The 16,621-nt window shown below is 73.1% G+C and carries 15 protein-coding genes; 8 read left to right on the top strand and 7 right to left on the bottom strand.

Features of this window, described 5'->3' with window-relative positions; genetic code table 11:
- Positions 1 to 1,441, bottom strand: a 1,441-nt coding sequence (locus ABT085_RS30565; RefSeq protein ID WP_351615005.1) for an ABC transporter transmembrane domain-containing protein, incomplete at its 3' end; no start/stop codon positions are given.
- A 310-nt stretch (positions 1,442 to 1,751) separates the two neighbouring features.
- Here ABT085_RS30565 and ABT085_RS30560 point away from each other — a divergent pair.
- Complete coding sequence (locus tag ABT085_RS30560; protein WP_502982835.1) at positions 1,752 to 2,600, top strand: L,D-transpeptidase family protein; 849 nt, start codon at positions 1,752 to 1,754, stop codon at positions 2,598 to 2,600.
- A gap of 21 nt (positions 2,601 to 2,621) precedes the next feature.
- On the opposite strand, the gene ABT085_RS30555 is transcribed toward ABT085_RS30560, so the two are convergent.
- Entirely contained in the window at positions 2,622 to 3,077 is a 456-nt protein-coding gene (locus ABT085_RS30555; protein ID WP_351615003.1) for a MarR family winged helix-turn-helix transcriptional regulator, read from the bottom strand.
- A 93-nt stretch (positions 3,078 to 3,170) separates the two neighbouring features.
- Here ABT085_RS30555 and ABT085_RS30550 point away from each other — a divergent pair, with 93 nt between their 5' ends.
- Positions 3,171 to 4,973, top strand: a complete 1,803-nt coding sequence (locus ABT085_RS30550) for an ABC transporter ATP-binding protein (protein ID WP_351615000.1) — start codon at positions 3,171 to 3,173, stop codon at positions 4,971 to 4,973.
- Between the two features lie 43 nt (positions 4,974 to 5,016).
- Entirely contained in the window at positions 5,017 to 5,898 is an 882-nt protein-coding gene (gene mltG / locus ABT085_RS30545) for an endolytic transglycosylase MltG (protein ID WP_351614997.1), read from the top strand.
- A 12-nt stretch (positions 5,899 to 5,910) separates the two neighbouring features.
- Here mltG and ABT085_RS30540 read toward each other — a convergent pair whose 3' ends face one another.
- Positions 5,911 to 6,987 carry an NAD(P)-binding domain-containing protein gene (locus ABT085_RS30540; protein WP_351614995.1) on the bottom strand — a complete coding sequence of 359 codons (1,077 nt, stop codon included), beginning with the start codon at positions 6,985 to 6,987 and terminating at the stop codon, positions 5,911 to 5,913.
- 54 nt (positions 6,988 to 7,041) lie between these two features.
- Between ABT085_RS30540 and ABT085_RS30535 the strand changes: the two genes are divergently transcribed.
- Together ABT085_RS30535 and ABT085_RS30530 are read left to right on the top strand one after the other, a co-directional pair.
- Positions 7,042 to 7,464, top strand: coding sequence for a YjbQ family protein (locus ABT085_RS30535; protein ID WP_351614992.1), 423 nt, complete (start codon positions 7,042 to 7,044; stop codon positions 7,462 to 7,464).
- A gap of 94 nt (positions 7,465 to 7,558) precedes the next feature.
- Positions 7,559 to 8,485 carry a CHAD domain-containing protein gene (locus tag ABT085_RS30530; RefSeq protein ID WP_502982834.1) on the top strand — a complete coding sequence of 309 codons (927 nt, stop codon included), beginning with the start codon at positions 7,559 to 7,561 and terminating at the stop codon, positions 8,483 to 8,485.
- A 72-nt stretch (positions 8,486 to 8,557) separates the two neighbouring features.
- On the opposite strand, the gene ABT085_RS30525 is transcribed toward ABT085_RS30530, so the two are convergent.
- From ABT085_RS30525 to ABT085_RS30515, 3 genes are all read right to left on the bottom strand, one after another.
- On the bottom strand, positions 8,558 to 10,390 hold the full coding sequence (locus tag ABT085_RS30525; protein ID WP_502982833.1) for a SpoIIE family protein phosphatase: 1,833 nt from the start codon (positions 10,388 to 10,390) through the stop codon (positions 8,558 to 8,560).
- Between the two features lie 54 nt (positions 10,391 to 10,444).
- Entirely contained in the window at positions 10,445 to 11,122 is a 678-nt protein-coding gene (locus ABT085_RS30520; protein WP_351614988.1) for a class I SAM-dependent DNA methyltransferase, read from the bottom strand.
- A gap of 95 nt (positions 11,123 to 11,217) precedes the next feature.
- Positions 11,218 to 11,616 (bottom strand): DUF5997 family protein, encoded by a 399-nt coding sequence (locus ABT085_RS30515; RefSeq protein ID WP_351614985.1) that lies wholly within the window; start codon positions 11,614 to 11,616, stop codon positions 11,218 to 11,220.
- A 58-nt stretch (positions 11,617 to 11,674) separates the two neighbouring features.
- On the opposite strand from ABT085_RS30515, the gene ABT085_RS30510 reads away from it, so the two are divergent.
- Positions 11,675 to 12,523 (top strand): LysR family transcriptional regulator substrate-binding protein, encoded by an 849-nt coding sequence (locus ABT085_RS30510; protein WP_351614983.1) that lies wholly within the window; start codon positions 11,675 to 11,677, stop codon positions 12,521 to 12,523.
- 18 nt (positions 12,524 to 12,541) lie between these two features.
- On the opposite strand, the gene ABT085_RS30505 is transcribed toward ABT085_RS30510, so the two are convergent.
- The gene (locus ABT085_RS30505; protein WP_351614980.1) at positions 12,542 to 13,018 is read right to left on the bottom strand and encodes an Lrp/AsnC family transcriptional regulator; all 477 of its coding nucleotides are present in this window, start codon (positions 13,016 to 13,018) and stop codon (positions 12,542 to 12,544) included.
- 261 nt (positions 13,019 to 13,279) lie between these two features.
- Here ABT085_RS30505 and ABT085_RS30500 point away from each other — a divergent pair, with 261 nt between their 5' ends.
- Both ABT085_RS30500 and ABT085_RS30495 read left to right on the top strand, forming a co-directional pair.
- Positions 13,280 to 14,779: an FUSC family protein gene (locus tag ABT085_RS30500; protein ID WP_351614977.1), complete on the top strand. Its 1,500-nt coding sequence runs from the start codon at positions 13,280 to 13,282 to the stop codon at positions 14,777 to 14,779.
- Positions 14,780 to 15,341: 562 nt separating this feature from the next.
- The gene (locus ABT085_RS30495) at positions 15,342 to 16,376 is read left to right on the top strand and encodes a lactonase family protein (protein ID WP_351614974.1); all 1,035 of its coding nucleotides are present in this window, start codon (positions 15,342 to 15,344) and stop codon (positions 16,374 to 16,376) included.
- The last annotated feature ends 245 nt before the right edge of the window (positions 16,377 to 16,621 follow it).

Below are 16,621 nucleotides of genomic sequence, written 5' to 3'. Positions count from 1 at the left end.
GGCCGCCCGAGAGGGAACGTCCGCGCTCGGAGATGCGGGCGTCCAGCGGGTCCTCGGCGTCGAGCGAGCCCTGCACGAGCGCCTCCAGGACGTCGCCGCACTGTGCGGCCGCCAGTGCCGCCCGCGGATCGACGTCACCGGAGGCGGGGACGTCGAGCAGTTCGCGCAGCGTGCCGGAGAGCAGCACGGGGTCCTTGTCCTGGACGAGGACGGCCGTCCGCGCCGCGTCGAGGGGCAGTTCGTCCAGCGGCACACCGCCGAGCAGCACGGAGATGGTGCCGGCCTCCGCCGGGTGACCGCCGAGCCGTTCGGCGAGCCGACCCGCCGCGTCCGGGTCGCCGCAGACCACCGCGGTGAGCCTGCCGACGGGGGCGAACAGTCCGGTGTCCGGGTCGTACAGGTCTCCTGACGGCACGTCGGCCGGGCGCGAGCCGCCGGTGTCGGTGGACCGCTCCAGCGACAGCACGCCCGCGGCCCGCCGGGCCGAGGGCCGCGAGAAGGAGTAGGCCATCGCGATCTCCTCGAAGTGCCGCAAGGGGTAGGTGAGCACCATGACCGAGCTGTAGACCGTGACGAGTTCGCCGACGGAGATCCGGCCCTCGCGGGCCAGGTGGACGCCGTACCAGACGACCGCGATCAGCAGCAGGCCCGGCAGCAGGACCTGGATCGCCGAGATCAGGGACCACATCCGGGCGCTGCGCACGGCGGCGTGGCGGACGTCCTGCGAGGCGCGGCGGTAGCGGTCGAGGAACAGGTCCTCGCCGCCGATGCCGCGCAGCACACGCAGTCCGGCGACGGTGTCGGAGGCCAGCTCGGTGGCGCGTCCGGCCTTCTGGCGCTGGAGGTCGGCCCGCCGGGTCGCGCGCGGCAGCAACGGCAGCGCGGCGAGGGCCAGTACGGGCAGCCCCACGGCGACGACCAGGCCGAGCGCGGGCTGGTAGACGACCAGGCCCACGCAGACCAGGACGACGGTCAGCGCGGCGGCGGTGAAGCGGGAGACGGCCTCCACGAACCAGCCGATCTTCTCCACGTCGCCCGTGGAGACCGCCACCACCTCGCCTGCGGCGACCCGTCGGGTCAGCGCGGAGCCCAACTGCGTGGCCTTACGGGCCAGTAGCTGCTGGACGCGGGCCGCCGCCGTGATCCAGTTGGTGACCGCGGTCCGGTGCAGGAAGGTGTCGCCGACCGCGATGCCCAGGCAGCACACGGCCATCAGGCCGCCGGCGAGGGCCAGCCGGGAGCCGGAGCGGTCGACGACGGCCTGGACGGCGTAGCCGACGCAGAAGGGCTGGGCGGAGACGGCCGTGAAGTGCAGCAGGCCCCAGGCCAACGAACGGAACTGACCGCCCAGCTGGTTCCGGCCGAGCCACCACAGGAACCGGGAGCCCGAACGCACGTCGGGTACGCCCGGGTCGGGATACGGAAGGTCTTGAATCTGCATGACGTCCAAGTGGCTCGTGTCAGGGGGCGGACGGGGGGGAGGGAGGAGGGCAGGCAAGGGCGGAGCCGCGAGGTGCGGCAACAAACCGTGAAAGGTTCGCGTCGGAGCGTGGTCAAAATCAACCTGTTTTTCCGAGGCGCCGAACAGTTCAGGCTTCCCGGTCCGCGCGATCCGGGACGGTCCGGCATTACCCGGATGCCCCCAACTCTGGTTGAATGTCCGGAAAGTTCTACGAGGGTGGGGTGAAGCCGGAGTGGCTGCACACGGCGTGCGGGAACCGGGAGGGCGACCCGCGCTCCCCTCGGCGGCCGTGAAGACCCCGACGGCCCGGGCGACCCGCACGGCCCTGTCGGCCCGGACGGCCCTGTCGGTGCTCGTGACTCTCGCGGGCCTGCTGGCCCTGTCCGGATGCGACGGCCCGGACCGGGGAAGCGGCGGGGGCGCGGGATCCGCCGCGGCCGCGGACCGCACCCATCCGAGCCGAACCGGCCCCGACCGAGTCGACCCGGACCGAGCCGGCGTGGACCGCACCCACCTGGACCGGACCCCGCCGGAGCGCCCCCGTGCAAGGTCCGTGGATCCGGCCCGTATCCCGGGTGTCGGCGAGCGCCTTCGGCGGCGGATCCCCGTCGACTCCCTTCAGGTGGTGGCCGTCTACGGGGACGGCAGGAACTCGGCCGACTCCACGGTCGTGCTGTACGCCCGTCGCGGCGCCGCCTGGGAGCGCATCCGCGAGTGGCCCGCGCACAACGGGAAGAAGGGCTGGACCACCGACCACCGCGAGGGGGACGGGCGCAGCCCCGTGGGGGTGTTCACGCTCACCGACGCCGGCGGTGTCCTCGCCGACCCCGGGACCCGGCTCCCGTACACGAGATCCGCCGGTTTCGCGGCGCCGCGCTGGTGGGCCAGGTCGCACTGGCACGACTTCGACTACGTCATCGCCATCGACTACAACCGCGTCAGGGGTACCGCGCCGAACGACCCGGCCCGCCCCGAGGGCGGTGCCAGAGGTGGCGGTATCTGGCTGCACCTGGACCACGGCAGCGGTACGTCGGCCTGCGTCGGCCTGTCCCGGGCGGCGATGGAGTACCTGTTGCGCACACTCGCCCCGGACCGGCACCCCGTGGTGGTGATGGGCGACAGGGCGCAGCTCGGCTGACGCGGTACCGGAGCCCGCCGTTCAGCAGCCGCGCCCACGCACCGGAGGGCCGTCCACCAGCGTGTCCAGCAGGCTCCCGAGCGCCTCGCGCTGGGCGCCCGTCAGCGGCGCGAGGATCTCCTGCGCGGCGGACACGCGCGCCCCGCGCAGTTCGCGCAGGGCCTCCTGGCCGTCGTCCGTGAGTTCGACGCGGATCACGCGGCGGTTGGTCGGGTCGGGGACCCGTCGCACCTTGCCGCCCGCCTCCAGCCCGTCGACCAGGGTCGTCACGGCCCGGGGCACCACCTCCAGCCGTTCGGCCAGATCGGCCATGCGGGGCGAGGCGTCGCAGTGCGCCAGGATGCGCAGCAGCCGGGCCTGGGCCGGTGTCACACCCAGGCCGCGCTGCTGGAGGTGGTGCTTCTGGATGCGGTGCACCCGGCGCGTGAGCCGCAGGAGTTGCTCGGCGAGCAGGCCGTCGGGATCGGGGCTGGTCATGGGGGAACAATATCAGGACCAGGTTCATTGTGAGTATAGGTAACAATGAGCTATGCTCCCTGAATCCTGACCGTCTCACCCTCCGTAGGAGCCATGCCCCGCGATCACATCGATTGGACCCCCTCTCCCGGCACCTCGACGGACCAGCCCCGCCAGGTGCGCCGCATCCTCTCCCTGTTCAAGCCCTACCGGGCCCGGCTCGCGGTCGTCGGCCTGCTGGTCGGCGCCTCGTCCCTGGTGTCGGTGGCCACGCCGTTCCTGCTGAAGGAGACGCTGGACGTCGCGATCCCCCAGGGGCGCACCGGTCTGCTGAGCCTGCTGGCCCTCGGCATGATCCTCAGCGCCGTCCTGAACAGCGTCTTCGGTGTGCTCCAGACGCTAATCTCCACGACCGTCGGCCAACGCGTCATGCACGACCTGCGCACCGCCGTCTACGGCCGGCTCCAGCGCATGTCGCTGGCCTTCTTCACCCGGACCCGCACCGGCGAGGTCCAGTCCCGCATCGCCAACGACATCGGCGGCATGCAGGCCACGGTCACCTCCACCGCGACCTCCCTGGTCTCCAACCTCACCAGCGTGGTCGCCACGATCGTCGCGATGATCGCCCTCGACTGGCGGCTGACCGTCGTCTCGCTGCTCCTGCTGCCGGCCTTCGTCTGGATCAGCCGGCGCGTGGGCAACGAGCGGAAGAAGATCACCACCCAGCGCCAGAAGCAGATGGCGGCGATGGCGGCGACCGTCACCGAGTCGCTCTCCGTCAGCGGCATCCTGCTCGGCCGCACCATGGGCCGCTCCGACTCGCTCACCCGGTCGTTCGCCGAGGAGTCCGAGCAGCTGGTCGACCTCGAGGTGCGCGCCAGCATGGCGGGCCGCTGGCGGATGGCCGTGATCACGATCGTGATGGCCGCCATGCCGGCCGTCATCTACTGGACCGCGGGCCTCGCCCTCCAACTCGGCGGACCCGGCGTCTCGATCGGCACCCTCGTCGCCTTCGTCTCGCTCCAGCAGGGCCTGTTCCGCCCGGCCGTGAGCCTGCTGGCGACCGGCGTCCAGATCCAGACCTCGCTCGCCCTGTTCCAGCGCATCTTCGAGTACCTCGACCTGCCCGTCGACATCACCGAGCGCGCGGAGCCCGTCCATCTCGACCGCGTCAAGGGCGAGGTCCGCTTCGAGGACGTCACCTTCGGCTACGACGGCAAGGGCGGCCCGGTCCTCGACGGCATCGACATCACCGTCCCCGCGGGCAGCGGCCTCGCGCTCGTCGGTGCCACCGGAGCCGGCAAGTCCACGCTCGGCTATCTGGTGCCGCGCCTGTACGACGTCACGGGCGGCCGGGTCACCCTCGACGGCGTCGACGTCCGTGACCTCGACTTCGACACCCTGGCCCGCGCGGTCGGCGTCGTCTCGCAGGAGACGTACCTCTTCCACGCCTCGGTCGCCGAGAACCTGCGTTTCGCCAAGCCGGAAGCCACCGACGAGGAACTGTACGCGGCGGCCCGGGCGGCCCAGATCCACGACCACATCGTGTCCCTGCCGGACGGCTACGACACGGTCGTCGGCGAACGCGGCCACCGCTTCTCGGGCGGCGAGAAGCAGCGCCTGGCGATCGCCCGGACCATCCTGCGCGATCCGCCGGTCCTGATCCTCGACGAGGCGACCAGCGCCCTGGACACTCGCACCGAACACGCCGTCCAGGAAGCCATCGACGCCCTGTCCGCCGACCGCACGACCCTCACGATCGCGCACCGGCTGTCCACCGTCCGCGGCGCCGACCAGATCGCGGTCCTGGACCGCGGTCGCGTCGTCGAACGAGGTACGCACGAGGAGCTGTTGGCGCGGGACGGGCGGTACGCCGCGCTTGTGCGCCGGGACGCCCAACTGGAGCCGACAAGCTGACGATATGCCAGGTTTGTAGGGTTTTGCGGGTTACCGTGCCCCCATGCAGATGAACACTCCGCCACGGAGAACGATTCGACTGACGCGCCGGGGCAGGATCACCCTCGTCGCGACCGGGGCCGTCGTGGCCGGCATCGCCGTGGCGGTGCCGCTGCTGTACCTGGGCCACGCCGGGCCCGCCGGGCCCGCGCGGCCCGCTTCGCTGGTGATCCCGGAGGGCTGGCGGGCCGGCCAGGTCTACGACGCGGTCGACAAGGCCCTCGCCCTGCCCGCCGGTACCACCAGGCAGTCCCTGACGAAGGCCCACCTCAAGCTGCCGGGCGACGCCGAGGGCAATCCCGAGGGATACCTGTTCCCGGCGACGTATGCGCTGACCGGGAAGTCCACACCGCAGATGGTGCTGGCGTCCATGGTCGACACCGCGAACCGCACGTTCAACAAGGCGCCCATCGCCGCCGGCGCGCAGCACAACGCGATGAACATCTACCAGGCGGTCACCATCGCCAGCATCGTGCAGGCCGAGTCCGCGACCAAGTCCGACATGGGCAAGGTGGCCCGGGTCGTCTTCAACCGGCTGGAGCGCGGGATGCCGCTCCAGATGGACTCCACGATCAACTACGCGCTCAACCGCTCCACCCTGCGCACGACGGCCGACGACACCCGGATCGAGAGCCCCTACAACTCGTACCAGCGGATGGGCCTGCCACCGACGCCGATCGGCAACCCCGGCGAGGAGGCGATGAAGGCCGCGATCAACCCGCCGGCGGGCGACTGGCTGTACTTCGTGACCGTCAAGCCGGGCGACACCCGGTTCACGGCCGACTACCAGCAGCACCTGCGCAACGTCGCCGAGTTCAACGCCGCGCAGCAGAAGAGCGCGAGTCCCGGGCCCGCGACCACGCCCGCGGCCACGGCCACGAAATGAGCGGACGGGACGTCAGGCCGCGAGGGCCTCGCCCGCGAGCAGACGCCTGATGTCCCGTACCGCCGCCCGTCCGGCCCGGTTGGCGCCGATGGTGCTCGCCGAGGGACCGTAGCCGACCAGATGGACGCGCGGGTCGGCGACCGCGCGTGTCCCGTCCAGCCGGATGCCGCCGCCCGGCTCGCGCAGCCGCAGCGGTGCCAGATGGCCGACGGCGGGCCGGAAGCCGGTCGCCCACAGGATGACGTCGGCGGCCACGTGCCGTCCGTCCTTCCACTCCACGCCGTCCGGGGTGATCCGGTCGAACATCGGCAGCCTGTCCAGGACGCCGTCCGCCAGACCCTGCCTGATCGCGTCGTTCAGGGGCAGCCCGGTGACGGAGACGACGCTCCTCGGCGGCAGTCCGAGCCGCACCCGCTCCTCGACGAGCGCGACGGCCGCTCGGCCCGCCTCCTCGTCGAAGGGGCCCTCGCGGAAGACGGGCGGCCGCCGGGTGACCCAGGTGGTGGCGGCCGCGTACGGGGCGAGCTCCAGCAGATGCTGGGTACCGGATGCCCCGCCGCCCACCACGACCACCCGCAGCCCCGCGAACGCCTCGGGCCCGGGGTACTGCGCGGTGTGCAGCTGCCGTCCGAGGAAGGTCTCCTGGCCGGGAAGGCGCGGCCGGAACGGCCGGTCCCAGGTGCCGGTCGCGTTGATCAGCGCGCGGGCCGACCACACCCCGTCGGACGTCTCCACGAGCAGCCGGCCGCCGGGGCCCTCGCGTACCGCACGCACGTCCACCGGCCGTCGGACCCGCAGGTCGAAGGCCTGCTCGTAGCGGTCGAAGTACGCGCTGATCACCTCGGAGGAGGGCCGTGCGGGGTCGGCGTCCGTCAGCTCCATGCCCGGCAGCGCGTGCATGCCGTGCACCTTGCCGTACGTCAGCGTGGGCCACCGGAACTGCCAGGCGCCGCCCGGACCGGTGGAGTGGTCGAGGACCACGAAGTCGTGCTCGGGGCGGAAACCGGCGCGCCGCAGGTGATAGGCGGCGGACAGTCCTGCCTGGCCCGCGCCGACGACGGCCACCTCGACCTCGCGTGTGTTGTTCACGGTTCCACCAACAGGTGTGTGGTCGCGGATCTTCCCCTGGGCGAGGATGGAGACATGTCAGACGGCTTCACCACCCGAGTCCTGCGCGTCGCCACCGGTTCCACGGAGCGGGTCGTCGACCTCACCCGTGACTGCGAGGCGTTCCTGCGGGAGGCGGCCGCCGGCCGCGACGGTCTCCTGAACGTCTTCGTCCCGCACGCCACCGCCGGGATCGCGGTCATCGAGACCGGCGCGGGCAGCGACGACGACCTCCTCGCCGCCCTGCACACCCTGCTGCCCGCCGACGACCGCTGGCAGCACCGCCACGGCAGCCCCGGCCACGGCCGCGACCACGTCCTGCCGGCCGTCGTCCCGCCCCACGCGACCCTGCCGGTGATCGGCGGACGGCTGGAGCTGGGCACCTGGCAGTCGGTGTGCCTGGTGGACACGAACCGGGACAACCCCGACCGCCAGGTCCGGCTGAGCTTCCTGGGCTGAGAATCCCGACCGGTGCTTCCTGCTCCGTGCTCCCTGAGCTCTGCCCTCTGCCGTACGGACGTTTGAACCGCGCCCCCGGGTGCACGCGCCCGGTATGACCCTTTCGAAGCAGGAGACGGAGCGAGAGCACGAAGCCCCGTCGGCCGCGGACGAACTCCTCGGATACCTGGACGAGCAGGTGAACACCCTCGTGGAAGTGGAACCCGCGGTACGCCGGGGCCTGCCCGACTCCGTGCACCAGATGCGCGTCACCTGCCGACGGCTGCGCAGCACCCTGCGTTCCTACCGGTCGGTGCTGGCCCGGGAGCGCACCGACCCGATCCGTGAAGAACTCAAATGGCTCGGCGGGGAACTGGGCGCGGAACGCGACCAGGAGGTCCTGATGGAACGGCTCGGCGCGCACATCGACGCCTCGCCCCCCGAGCTGGTCCTCGGACCCGTCGCCGCCCGGCTGCGGGGGTGGCACGTCGCCCGCGCCTCGGCGGCCCGCCGGCGCAGCCTCGACGCCCTGCGCTCACCCCGTTACCCGGCCCTGCTGAGCGCGCTGGCCGATCTCACACAGCAGCCGCCGCTGCGCGGCAAGGCCGCTCGCAGGCCGCAGAAGGTGATGGCCAGGGCGGTGCTCAAGGAGTACGACCGACTGGCCGGCCGGGTGGCACACGCGCTGGAACTCTCCCCGGGGGCGGACCGCGACACGGCCCTGCACGAGGCCCGCAAGGCGGCCAAGAAGACGCGGTACGCCACCGAACCGGCACGCGGCTCGCTCGGCAGGCCCGTCCGGCGGCTCGGCAAACGCGTCAAGGCCGTGCAGCAGCTGCTCGGCGAGCACCAGGACAGCGTCGTCGCGCGCGAGTCTCTGCGGAACCTCGCCCTGGCGGCGCACGCGGCGGGCGAGTCCGCCTTCACCTGGGGCCTGCTGTACGGCCAGGAGCAGGCCGCGGCGGAACGGTGCGAACAGCGACTGCCGGCCGCCTGGGCCGAGGCCTCGAAGCCCGGCCCGCGCAACGCGCTCGCCCGCTGAGGGAGCCGACAGCGGGGCCGCTCTCGGCGACACCGTCGTGAGCACGGGCCGCGGCGTCTGCCGTGTCCTCGGTCATGTGTCGGGGATCGGCAGCTCGAACCAGACGACCTTGCCCGCGCTGAGTCTGGTCGAGCCCCAGCGCCGGGCTATGTGGTTGACCAGGACCAGACCGCGACCGCCCTCGTCCTCCGGCTCGGCGCACCGCATCCTGGGTGCCTGGGGGGAGTCGTCGGTGACTTCGCAGCGCAGTACGTCGGTGCGCAGCAGCCGGAGCGAGATGGGGCGCGAGGCGCAGCGTACGGCGTTGGTGACGACCTCGCTGACCAGGAGTTCCGTCGATTCCAGCAGGGATTCGAGCCCCCAGCGCCGCAGGGTGCGATGGGTCAGCCGACGGGCCTGGCCCGCGGTGCGCGGGTGCGGTTCCAGGAACCAGTACCTGACGCTGTCCTCGGGGAATCCGTCGAAGCGGGTGGCGAGCAGCGCGATGTCGTCGTCGCGGGTGCGCGGGCCCAGGGTGCCCAGCACCTGGTCGCACAGCGTCTCCAGCGAGGGGACGGCGACCCCTTGACCCCTGGCCCGGGGCGGTGCCTGGAGATGGGCGCGCAGCGCCTCGACGCCCGAGCCCACGTCCTGCTCGCGGGACTCGACGAGACCGTCCGTGTACTGGAGCAGGGTCGCGCCCTTGGGCGCGGGCAGCTCCACGGACTCGAAGACGACACCGCCGACGCCCAGCGGAGCGCCCGGCGGGACCCTGAGCACCTCCACCCGGCCGTCCGGCTGGAGGAGCAGCGCGGGCGGGTGGCCGGCGTTCGCCATCAGCATCCGCTGCGAGATCGGGTCGTAGATCACGTAGAGGCAGGTGGCGATGTGGTCGCTGCCGAGGCGCTGGGCCTGTTCGTCGAGGTGGTGCAGGACCTCGTCCGGGGGCAGGTCGAGGCCGGCGAGGGTCTGCACGATGGTGCGCAGCTGCCCCATGATCGCGGCCGAGGTCATGGAGTGGCCCATGACGTCGCCGACGACCAGGGCGATCCGGTTGCCGGGCAGCGGGATCGCGTCGTACCAGTCGCCGCCGACCTGCGCGGTCTTGGAGGCGGGCAGATACCTGCTGGCCAGCCGGACTCCGGTGGGCTCGGGCAGCGACGCGGGAAGCATCGTGTGCTGGAGCGTGTCCGCCACGGAGGCCTCGTGCCCGTACATCACCGCCTTCTGGACGCCGAGGGCGGTGTGGGTCGCGAGCTGCGAGGCGACGAGCTGGTCGTCGCCGGTGAACGCGGGCCGGTCGGTGCGGCGCAGCAGGACCACGCTGCCCATGATGTGGTGGCGGCCGTGCAGCGGGGCGATGATCAGCCGTCGGCCGGGCGGAAGCGCCCCCGGCGCGCCGGCCACGGGCCCGAGCAGCTCGGTCACCGCCGGGGCGATCCCCGGCATGTCGCCGAACGCCGGCCGTCCGGACAGCAGCAGCCGTGCGAGCCGGCCGGAGGTGGTCAGATGCACGCGCTCGGTGAGGTCCGAGCGCCGCGGGACCTTGTCGGGCAGGGCGGGCCCGGACCGGCCGGCCGCCGGTGGGTCCGGCGTCCGGTCGATGCTGTGCAGCTTCAGCACGCCGGGCTCGGACATCTTCTCGTCCCCCACCGGCAGGGGATCGTGCAGATGGATCAGGATGACGTCTGCGAACGCGGGCACCGCCGCCCGGCGCAGCTCCCGGAGCGTCTCGTCCAGGTCCATCCCGCCGGCGATCCGCCGGGTCGCCACGTCGAGATACCGCAGCCGGTCGGTCTGCGGACCGGTCCCGACCGGGTCCAGGGTGTGTTCCGCCACGGCGCGCTCCCTCGTCCCGTCCAGCAGGTCGCCGGAGGCCCGGCCGGCCTGGGCGGGGCCTTGATGAGAAGTGCGTTGCTTCGTCACACGTTGTGTCCCGTTCAGGGGGCGCCACGGTCCGCGGTGTCGCCTCGTGTGTGGTCAGTCACGGCGTCGGCAGCATAGGAACACCTGCTCCTCGGGCGGTACGTCGGCGACCGCCGGGGCGTAGGTGTACGAGGATTCCCCGAGGATCTCGAAGCCTCCGGCCTCGATGACCTCGTACAGTTCCTCCCGCAGATAGCCGGAGACCCTGATCGTGTTTCCGAGGAAAGGGATGGCGAAGGCGTCCACGTCGGCCTCCACCATCGACAGGGCGAACAGACCGCCCGGTACCAGCAGGTGCCGGACCGTGCGCAGCGCGAGGGGGATCTCGGCGCGCGACAGCAGCAACAGGGAGAAGAAGGCCGCGACGGCGAAGCGGCCCAGGTCGTGGGGACCGGCCGGCCTGAGGTCGGCGAGGCCCAGCCGATGGAACGTGGCACCGGGGACGCTCTTCCGGGCGAGCCGCAGCATCCCGGGGGACAGGTCGACGCCGACGACCTCCAGGCCGGCGTCCGCCGGTCGGCGCGTGGTCGGCAGTCCGGTGCCGCAGCCCAGGTCGAGTACCCGGGAACCCGGAGGCAGGGAGGCGATCAGCCAGGCGCCGGCGGACAGCCGGCCGTCCTTCTGCCGGAACGCCTCGTCGTAACGACGGCCGATCGCGTCGAAGGCCTCGGCCTGGCCGGTGCGGTCGATCCGGATCAGCCCGTAGTCGGTCGCGTACGTTCCCTTGACCATGAAAGTAACCCTTCATCGGGCATAAGGGATTATTTCACAGTCGAGTGGATCGGGGTCACGGGAGCGGGGCCGGGCGGAACACCGGTCCGCGGACGTCAGGAACGCGGCTCCTGCTCGGCGCGCTCGGCGTCCCGCTTCTTGATACGGGCCGTCTCCTTGCGCACCTCGGCCTGCGTGGAGCGCTCCTTCTCCAGCCACTCCGGGCCGCTGTCCTTGAGCGCCGAGATCTGCTCGGTGGTGAGGGCCTCCGTGACCCCGCCGCGCGCCAGACCCGCGATGGAGACGCCCAGCTTCGCCGCGACCACCGGACGGGGGTGCGGGCCGTTGCGGCGCAGCTCCTGAAGCCACTCGGGCGGATTCGCCTGGAGCTCGTTCAGTTCGGCGCGCGTGACGACACCCTCCTGGAACGCGGCGGGCGTGGCGGGGAGGTACACACCCAGCTTCTTCGCCGCCGTGGCGGGCTTCATCGTCTGGGTGGTCTGGTGCGACTTCATACAGTCCAGACTATCGGCCCGGGGCGAGACGTCCGACCACAGCCGGTAGCCTGGCGGGGTGACAGGCTCGGAAGATTCCCCCTCGTTCCGGCTCGCGTACGTCCCCGGGGTGACACCCGCCAAGTGGGTGCGGATCTGGAACGAGCGCCTGCCCGACGTCCCCCTGACCCTCCTTCAGGTACCGGCCGCCCAGGCATCCGATGTGTTGCGCGGCGGCGACGCCGACGCGGGCGTCCTGCGCCTCCCGGTCGACCGAACGGTGTTCAGCGCGATCCCCCTCTACACGGAGGCCACGGTCGTCGTGGTCCCCAAGGACCATCTCCTGACCGCGGCGGACGAGGTGACCCTGGAGGACCTCGCCGACGAGGTCGTCTTCCATCCCCTCGACGACGTCCTCGGCTGGGAGCGCCCGCCCGGGCAGCCGGCCTTCGAGCGTCCGGCGACCACGGAGGACGCCGTCGAGCTGGTGGCCGCGGGCGTGGGCGTCCTGGTCGTCCCGCAGTCGCTGGCCCGCCTGCACCACCGCAGGGACCTCACCTACCGGCAGGTCGCCGACGCCCCGCAGTCGAGCGTCGTGCTGTCCTGGCCGGAGGAGGCCACCACCGATCTCGTCGAGGACTTCATCGGCATCGTCCGCGGCCGGACGGTCAACAGCACCCGCGGCCGCACCCCGTCCTCGCGGGATCCGAAGAGCGAGCGCGGTACGACGGCCGACGCGCGCCGCAAGCCGGGCGAGGGCAAGCAGGGCGGCAGGACGGCGGCGGGGGCCGCGGGCAGGACCGGCGGCAAGTCCACGGGCGGCACCGCGAAGAAGGCCGGCGGCACCGCGCGCGGCGGCCGCTCCGGCAGCCCGAAGAGCGGCGGCAGCGGCGGCGCCAAGCGGGGTCGGCCCCGCCGCCGCTCCTGACGTCCGCCCTCCCGGGGGCTACTTCCCGGCCGTGCGGCCGATCGACTCCACCAGCGGCAGCAGCCGGTGCGGCACCCGCTCGCGCAGCGCGACCTCCGTGCGGGTGCGGACCACGCCCGGCAGGCTGATCAGCTTCTGGATCACGTCCTCCAGGTGGGCGTTGTCGCGCGCCACCACCCGGGTCATCAGATCCCCGCCCCCCGTGATCGAGAACGCCTCGACGATCTCGGGTACGCCGGCCAGCTCCTCGCCGATGTCGTCCAGGTGGCCCTGGGTGACCTCGATGTGCACGAACGCCAGGACGGGGTGGCCGAGCGCGGCGGGGGACAGCACCGGCCCCGTGCCGGTGATCACGCCGTCGCGTTCCAGCCGGTCCAGGCGGGCCTGGAGCGTGCCGCGCGCCACTCCCAGGACCCGGGCGTACTCGCGCACGCTGGTGCGCGGCTGTTCGAGCAGCAGCCGCAGGATGCGGGTGTCGAGCTCGTCCACGGCCATGGTGCCCGGCCTCCTCGTCGGCATTCGATGATCATCCACGACTGTACCAATGGCTCAGGAAGCCGCATACGGGGTGGACCGGACGACGTGGTCCGTTGGCCTCGCCATGGACCGGTCACGCCCGCCTGCACTGCGCCAATGGCCCAGTGGAACCGAGGTCACTTGAGCCAGTGGCGGCGGGGGTGCTCTCATGGACACGTCGATGGCGCTGCGGATCCCGCGGCGCCTTTTTCATGCCGGTTTCCGAGGGAGCGACAAGCAGTGCTGAAGAGGGTGTTCATGGCTCCGGATCCGGGGCGCGTGCGGCTGCGTTTCGCCGCGCGGGCGGTCCTCGGCATCGGACTCGCGGTCCTCGGCTGCCAACTGGCCGGGAACCCCCTCGCGGGCACCGTCACCGGCGGGCTCGCCGCACTCCTGGCCCTGTTCACCGTCACCGACGCCACGGTCCGCGGCCAGGCCCTCACCACCGCGCTGCTGCCCGCCGTCGGCCTGACCGTCCTCACCGTCGCGGCGTCCCTGCACGACCATCCCGTCGCCCGCGACCTCGCCTTCCTCGCCGTGGTCGGCGCGGGCGTGTACGCGCGCCGCTGGGGGCCGCGCGGCCACAGTCTGGGCGTGTTCGCGTTCATGACCTTCTTCATCGCGCAGTTCCTGCACGCGACCGCCGGACAGCTGCCCCGGCTCTACGCCGCCGTGCTCCTGTCCGTCCTCACCGCGGCCGCGGTGCGCTTCGGACTGTGGTGCTACGAGCGACGCCTGACCCCGCCCGCGGTGCCCGCCCCGCCCGGTGCCACCGGGCTGGCCCGCGTGACCACCCGCCAGGCGGTCCAGGCGACCGCGGGCGCGGGCTTCGCGCTGGTCGTGGGACAGCTGGTGTCCGGGCAGCGCTGGTACTGGGCCGTGGGCGCCACCTGGTGGATCTTCGTCAACACCGCCTCGCGCGGCGAGACGCTGGTACGCGGTTTCCGGCGCGTCCTCGGCACGGTGATCGGCATCGGTCTCGGCCTGCTCGTCGCCCTCCCGGTGCACGGGGCGGCGGTGCCCACGGCCGCGCTCCTCGCCGTCTGCGTCTTCGGCATCTTCTACACCGCCGCCGTCTCCTACACCTGGATGATGCTCTGGGTGACGCTCATGGCCGGGCTGCTGTACGGGCTGCTCGGCGTGCTCAGCCCCGGCCTCCTCGCGCTGCGGCTGACCGAGACCGGCGTCGGGGCGCTCGGCGCCGGCCTCGCCGTGCTCTTCGTGCTGCCCGTGACCACGCACGCCGTCACCGACGCGTGGATCCAGCGCGCCCTGCGCTGCGTCCACCTGTGCACCGCGGAGGCCGCCGCCCGCCTCTCCGGGGCGGACCACGCCGACCCGGCCCGCCGCGTCGGCGAACTGGAACAGCTCCTCGGCCGGGTACGGCTCTCCGTCGCCCCACTGGTGCACCCGCTGAACCCGATGTTCGGCCGCAAGCGGCGCGCCCGCCAGGTGCTCGCGCTGCTCGACGACTGCGCCCGCGAGATACGCGGCCTGGTCGCCGTGGCCGCCGACCCGGAGGCCTCGCACGACGCTCGCCTGGCCGCCGCGTGCTGGCGTGTGGAGGCCGCGGTGGAGGCGCTCACCGAGCGCGGCGACGACGGCACGCAGCCGTTGTCCGCCACCGCCCAGCCGCCGGCCGAGCCCGCGCTGGCCCACCTCCACGGCCTGGAACGGGCCCTCGCGGAACTCGCCACGCCCCTGCGCACACCGTCGGGATCACCGCTGGTCGGCGCCTGAGGGGAGCGCCGGAGCGCCCCACGGGCCAAGAGGGGTCGCAGCGGCTCGCAGGTGGCCGCGGTTCGAGGCTCGCGGCGGTACGTCCGCGGGTTGCCGCGGCTCGCCGGGACCGGCTCGGGCGTCATTCGCTCCGCTGCTCCAAACGGTCGTACGGAGTGCGGGTCGTGGCGGGTCGTGACGCGTGGAGGCCGCCCCCGGAGCCACCCGCCAAGCCGCCCGGGGAGGGGCCCGGCCGCCCGGCAGTCCGGCGCGCGGGCCCGTACCGGCTCCTGCGCCCGGCCCGCGCGGCGGCCTCGCGCACACCGCGCGGACGGCGCCCGGGCGACCGTGCGATCCGGCCCGACTCGCCTGGTCAGGACCGCCCTGGCCTTGCCTCCGGCGATCTTTTCCGACGCCACGCGGACAGGGTCCGACCGGCCTGCCCGGAGCCGTCCGGGGGCGGTCGGGCGCGCCCGACCGGGTGGTCCCTGCCGGACGGACGGCGGACCGGGGATTTGGTCTAGACCGCTGGCGATCGACTGCTACCGTCGCGTCCGACAGAAGTGGACGAGAGGGGACAGCGGTGACAGACGGCGGCAGGCGGCAGCAGCGGGCGTTCATCGGGTCGTTCACGGCGGCCGGGGGCCCCGGGCTCGTGACGGCGGCCGTGGACGCGGCCGACGGCGCGCTGACGGTCCTGAACAGCGTGGACGGCGTCCCCGACCCCTCCTACCTGGCCCTGTCGCCCGACCGGGGCACCCTGTACGCGGTGAGCGAGACGACCGAGGGCGCGGTGGCCGCCTATCGCGTGGACGGCGACAAGGTGACGCAGGCCGGGCCGCCGGTCCTGGTCGGCGGCAGCGGACCCACCCACCTCAGCGTCTTCGACGGACACGTCCTGACCGCCAACTACGGCTCGGGCAGCGTCAGCGCCGTGCCCGTCCGGCCCGACGGAACCCTTGCCGCCGCCGCGTCCGGGATCCTGGAGCACACCGGTTCAGGTCCGCACACACGCCGCCAGCAGGGCCCGCACGCCCATCAGGTGCAGCCCGACCCGAGCGGCCGGTGGGCCGTGAGCGTCGACCTCGGCACGGACTCCGTGCGGGTGTGCACACTGGCCGACGGCACGCCCGTACTGCACCGGGAGACCGCCCTGCGGCCCGGCTCGGGCCCGCGCCACCTCGCCTTTCATCCCGACGGCACGTACGCCTACGTGCTGAACGAACTCACGCCGACCGTCACCGTCTGCCGCTGGGACGGTGCTCAGGGCTCGCTGCGGCCGCTGGCCGAGACCCCGGTGCTGTCCGGTGCCCCCGCGGGCGACGCCTACCCCTCCGGCATCGTCGTCTCGCCCGACGGACGCTTCGTGTGGACCGCCACGCGCGGCGAGGACGTGCTGTCCGTGCTCGCCGTCGAGGGCGAGGGGCTGCGGCTGGTCGGCACGGTCCCCTGCGGCGGGCACTGGCCCCGCGCGCTCGCCGAGGCGGACGGATTCCTGTACGTCGCGAACGAGCGTTCCGGCGACGTCACCTGGTTCTTCGTCGACCCGGAGACGGGCCTGCCGCGCCGCGGCGGCAGCGTCGAGGTACCTGCGGCCTCCTGCGTGGTCTTCGGCTGACCGCGGACGGCCCGCGAGTACCACTGGGACCGCCGGGGAGCGGCCGGCACCGGCGAGGGGCCGCGAGCACCGGTGGAGACCGTTGGGGATGGCGTGCGCCGCGCTCCCGGCAGACCGGGGCGGCAGGGCCGCGCGGCAGAACGGAAGGGCCCCCCCCCGCGGAGCGGGGGGGCCCCTGCGGGGGGTGGCGGTGCAGCGGGCGGGGGCGCGGGGCGGCGGGCCCAGCGGCGGGTGCGGGGGGGTGG

It is taken from the genome of Streptomyces sp. NPDC002265, assembly GCF_040296125.1.
In the GTDB taxonomy this organism is placed as follows: domain Bacteria; phylum Actinomycetota; class Actinomycetes; order Streptomycetales; family Streptomycetaceae; genus Streptomyces.
Note: the sequence above shows the minus strand (reverse complement) of the source record. Positions and strands in the feature narration are given on the sequence as shown.

What these genes read in the sequence shown, in the direction of transcription:
- ABT085_RS30515 (WP_351614985.1), bottom strand. Translation starts at nt 11,616, where the DNA reads ATGAAGTCGCACCAGACCACCCAGACGATGAAGCCCGCCACGGCGGCG.
- ABT085_RS30520 (WP_351614988.1), bottom strand. Translation starts at nt 11,122, where the DNA reads ATGGTCAAGGGAACGTACGCGACCGACTACGGGCTGATCCGGATCGAC.
- ABT085_RS30530 (WP_502982834.1), top strand. Translation starts at nt 7,559, where the DNA reads ATGACCCTTTCGAAGCAGGAGACGGAGCGAGAGCACGAAGCCCCGTCG.
- mltG (WP_351614997.1), top strand. Translation starts at nt 5,017, where the DNA reads ATGCAGATGAACACTCCGCCACGGAGAACGATTCGACTGACGCGCCGG.
- ABT085_RS30555 (WP_351615003.1), bottom strand. Translation starts at nt 3,077, where the DNA reads ATGACCAGCCCCGATCCCGACGGCCTGCTCGCCGAGCAACTCCTGCGG.
- ABT085_RS30505 (WP_351614980.1), bottom strand. Translation starts at nt 13,018, where the DNA reads ATGGCCGTGGACGAGCTCGACACCCGCATCCTGCGGCTGCTGCTCGAA.
- ABT085_RS30550 (WP_351615000.1), top strand. Translation starts at nt 3,171, where the DNA reads ATGCCCCGCGATCACATCGATTGGACCCCCTCTCCCGGCACCTCGACG.
- ABT085_RS30535 (WP_351614992.1), top strand. Translation starts at nt 7,042, where the DNA reads ATGTCAGACGGCTTCACCACCCGAGTCCTGCGCGTCGCCACCGGTTCC.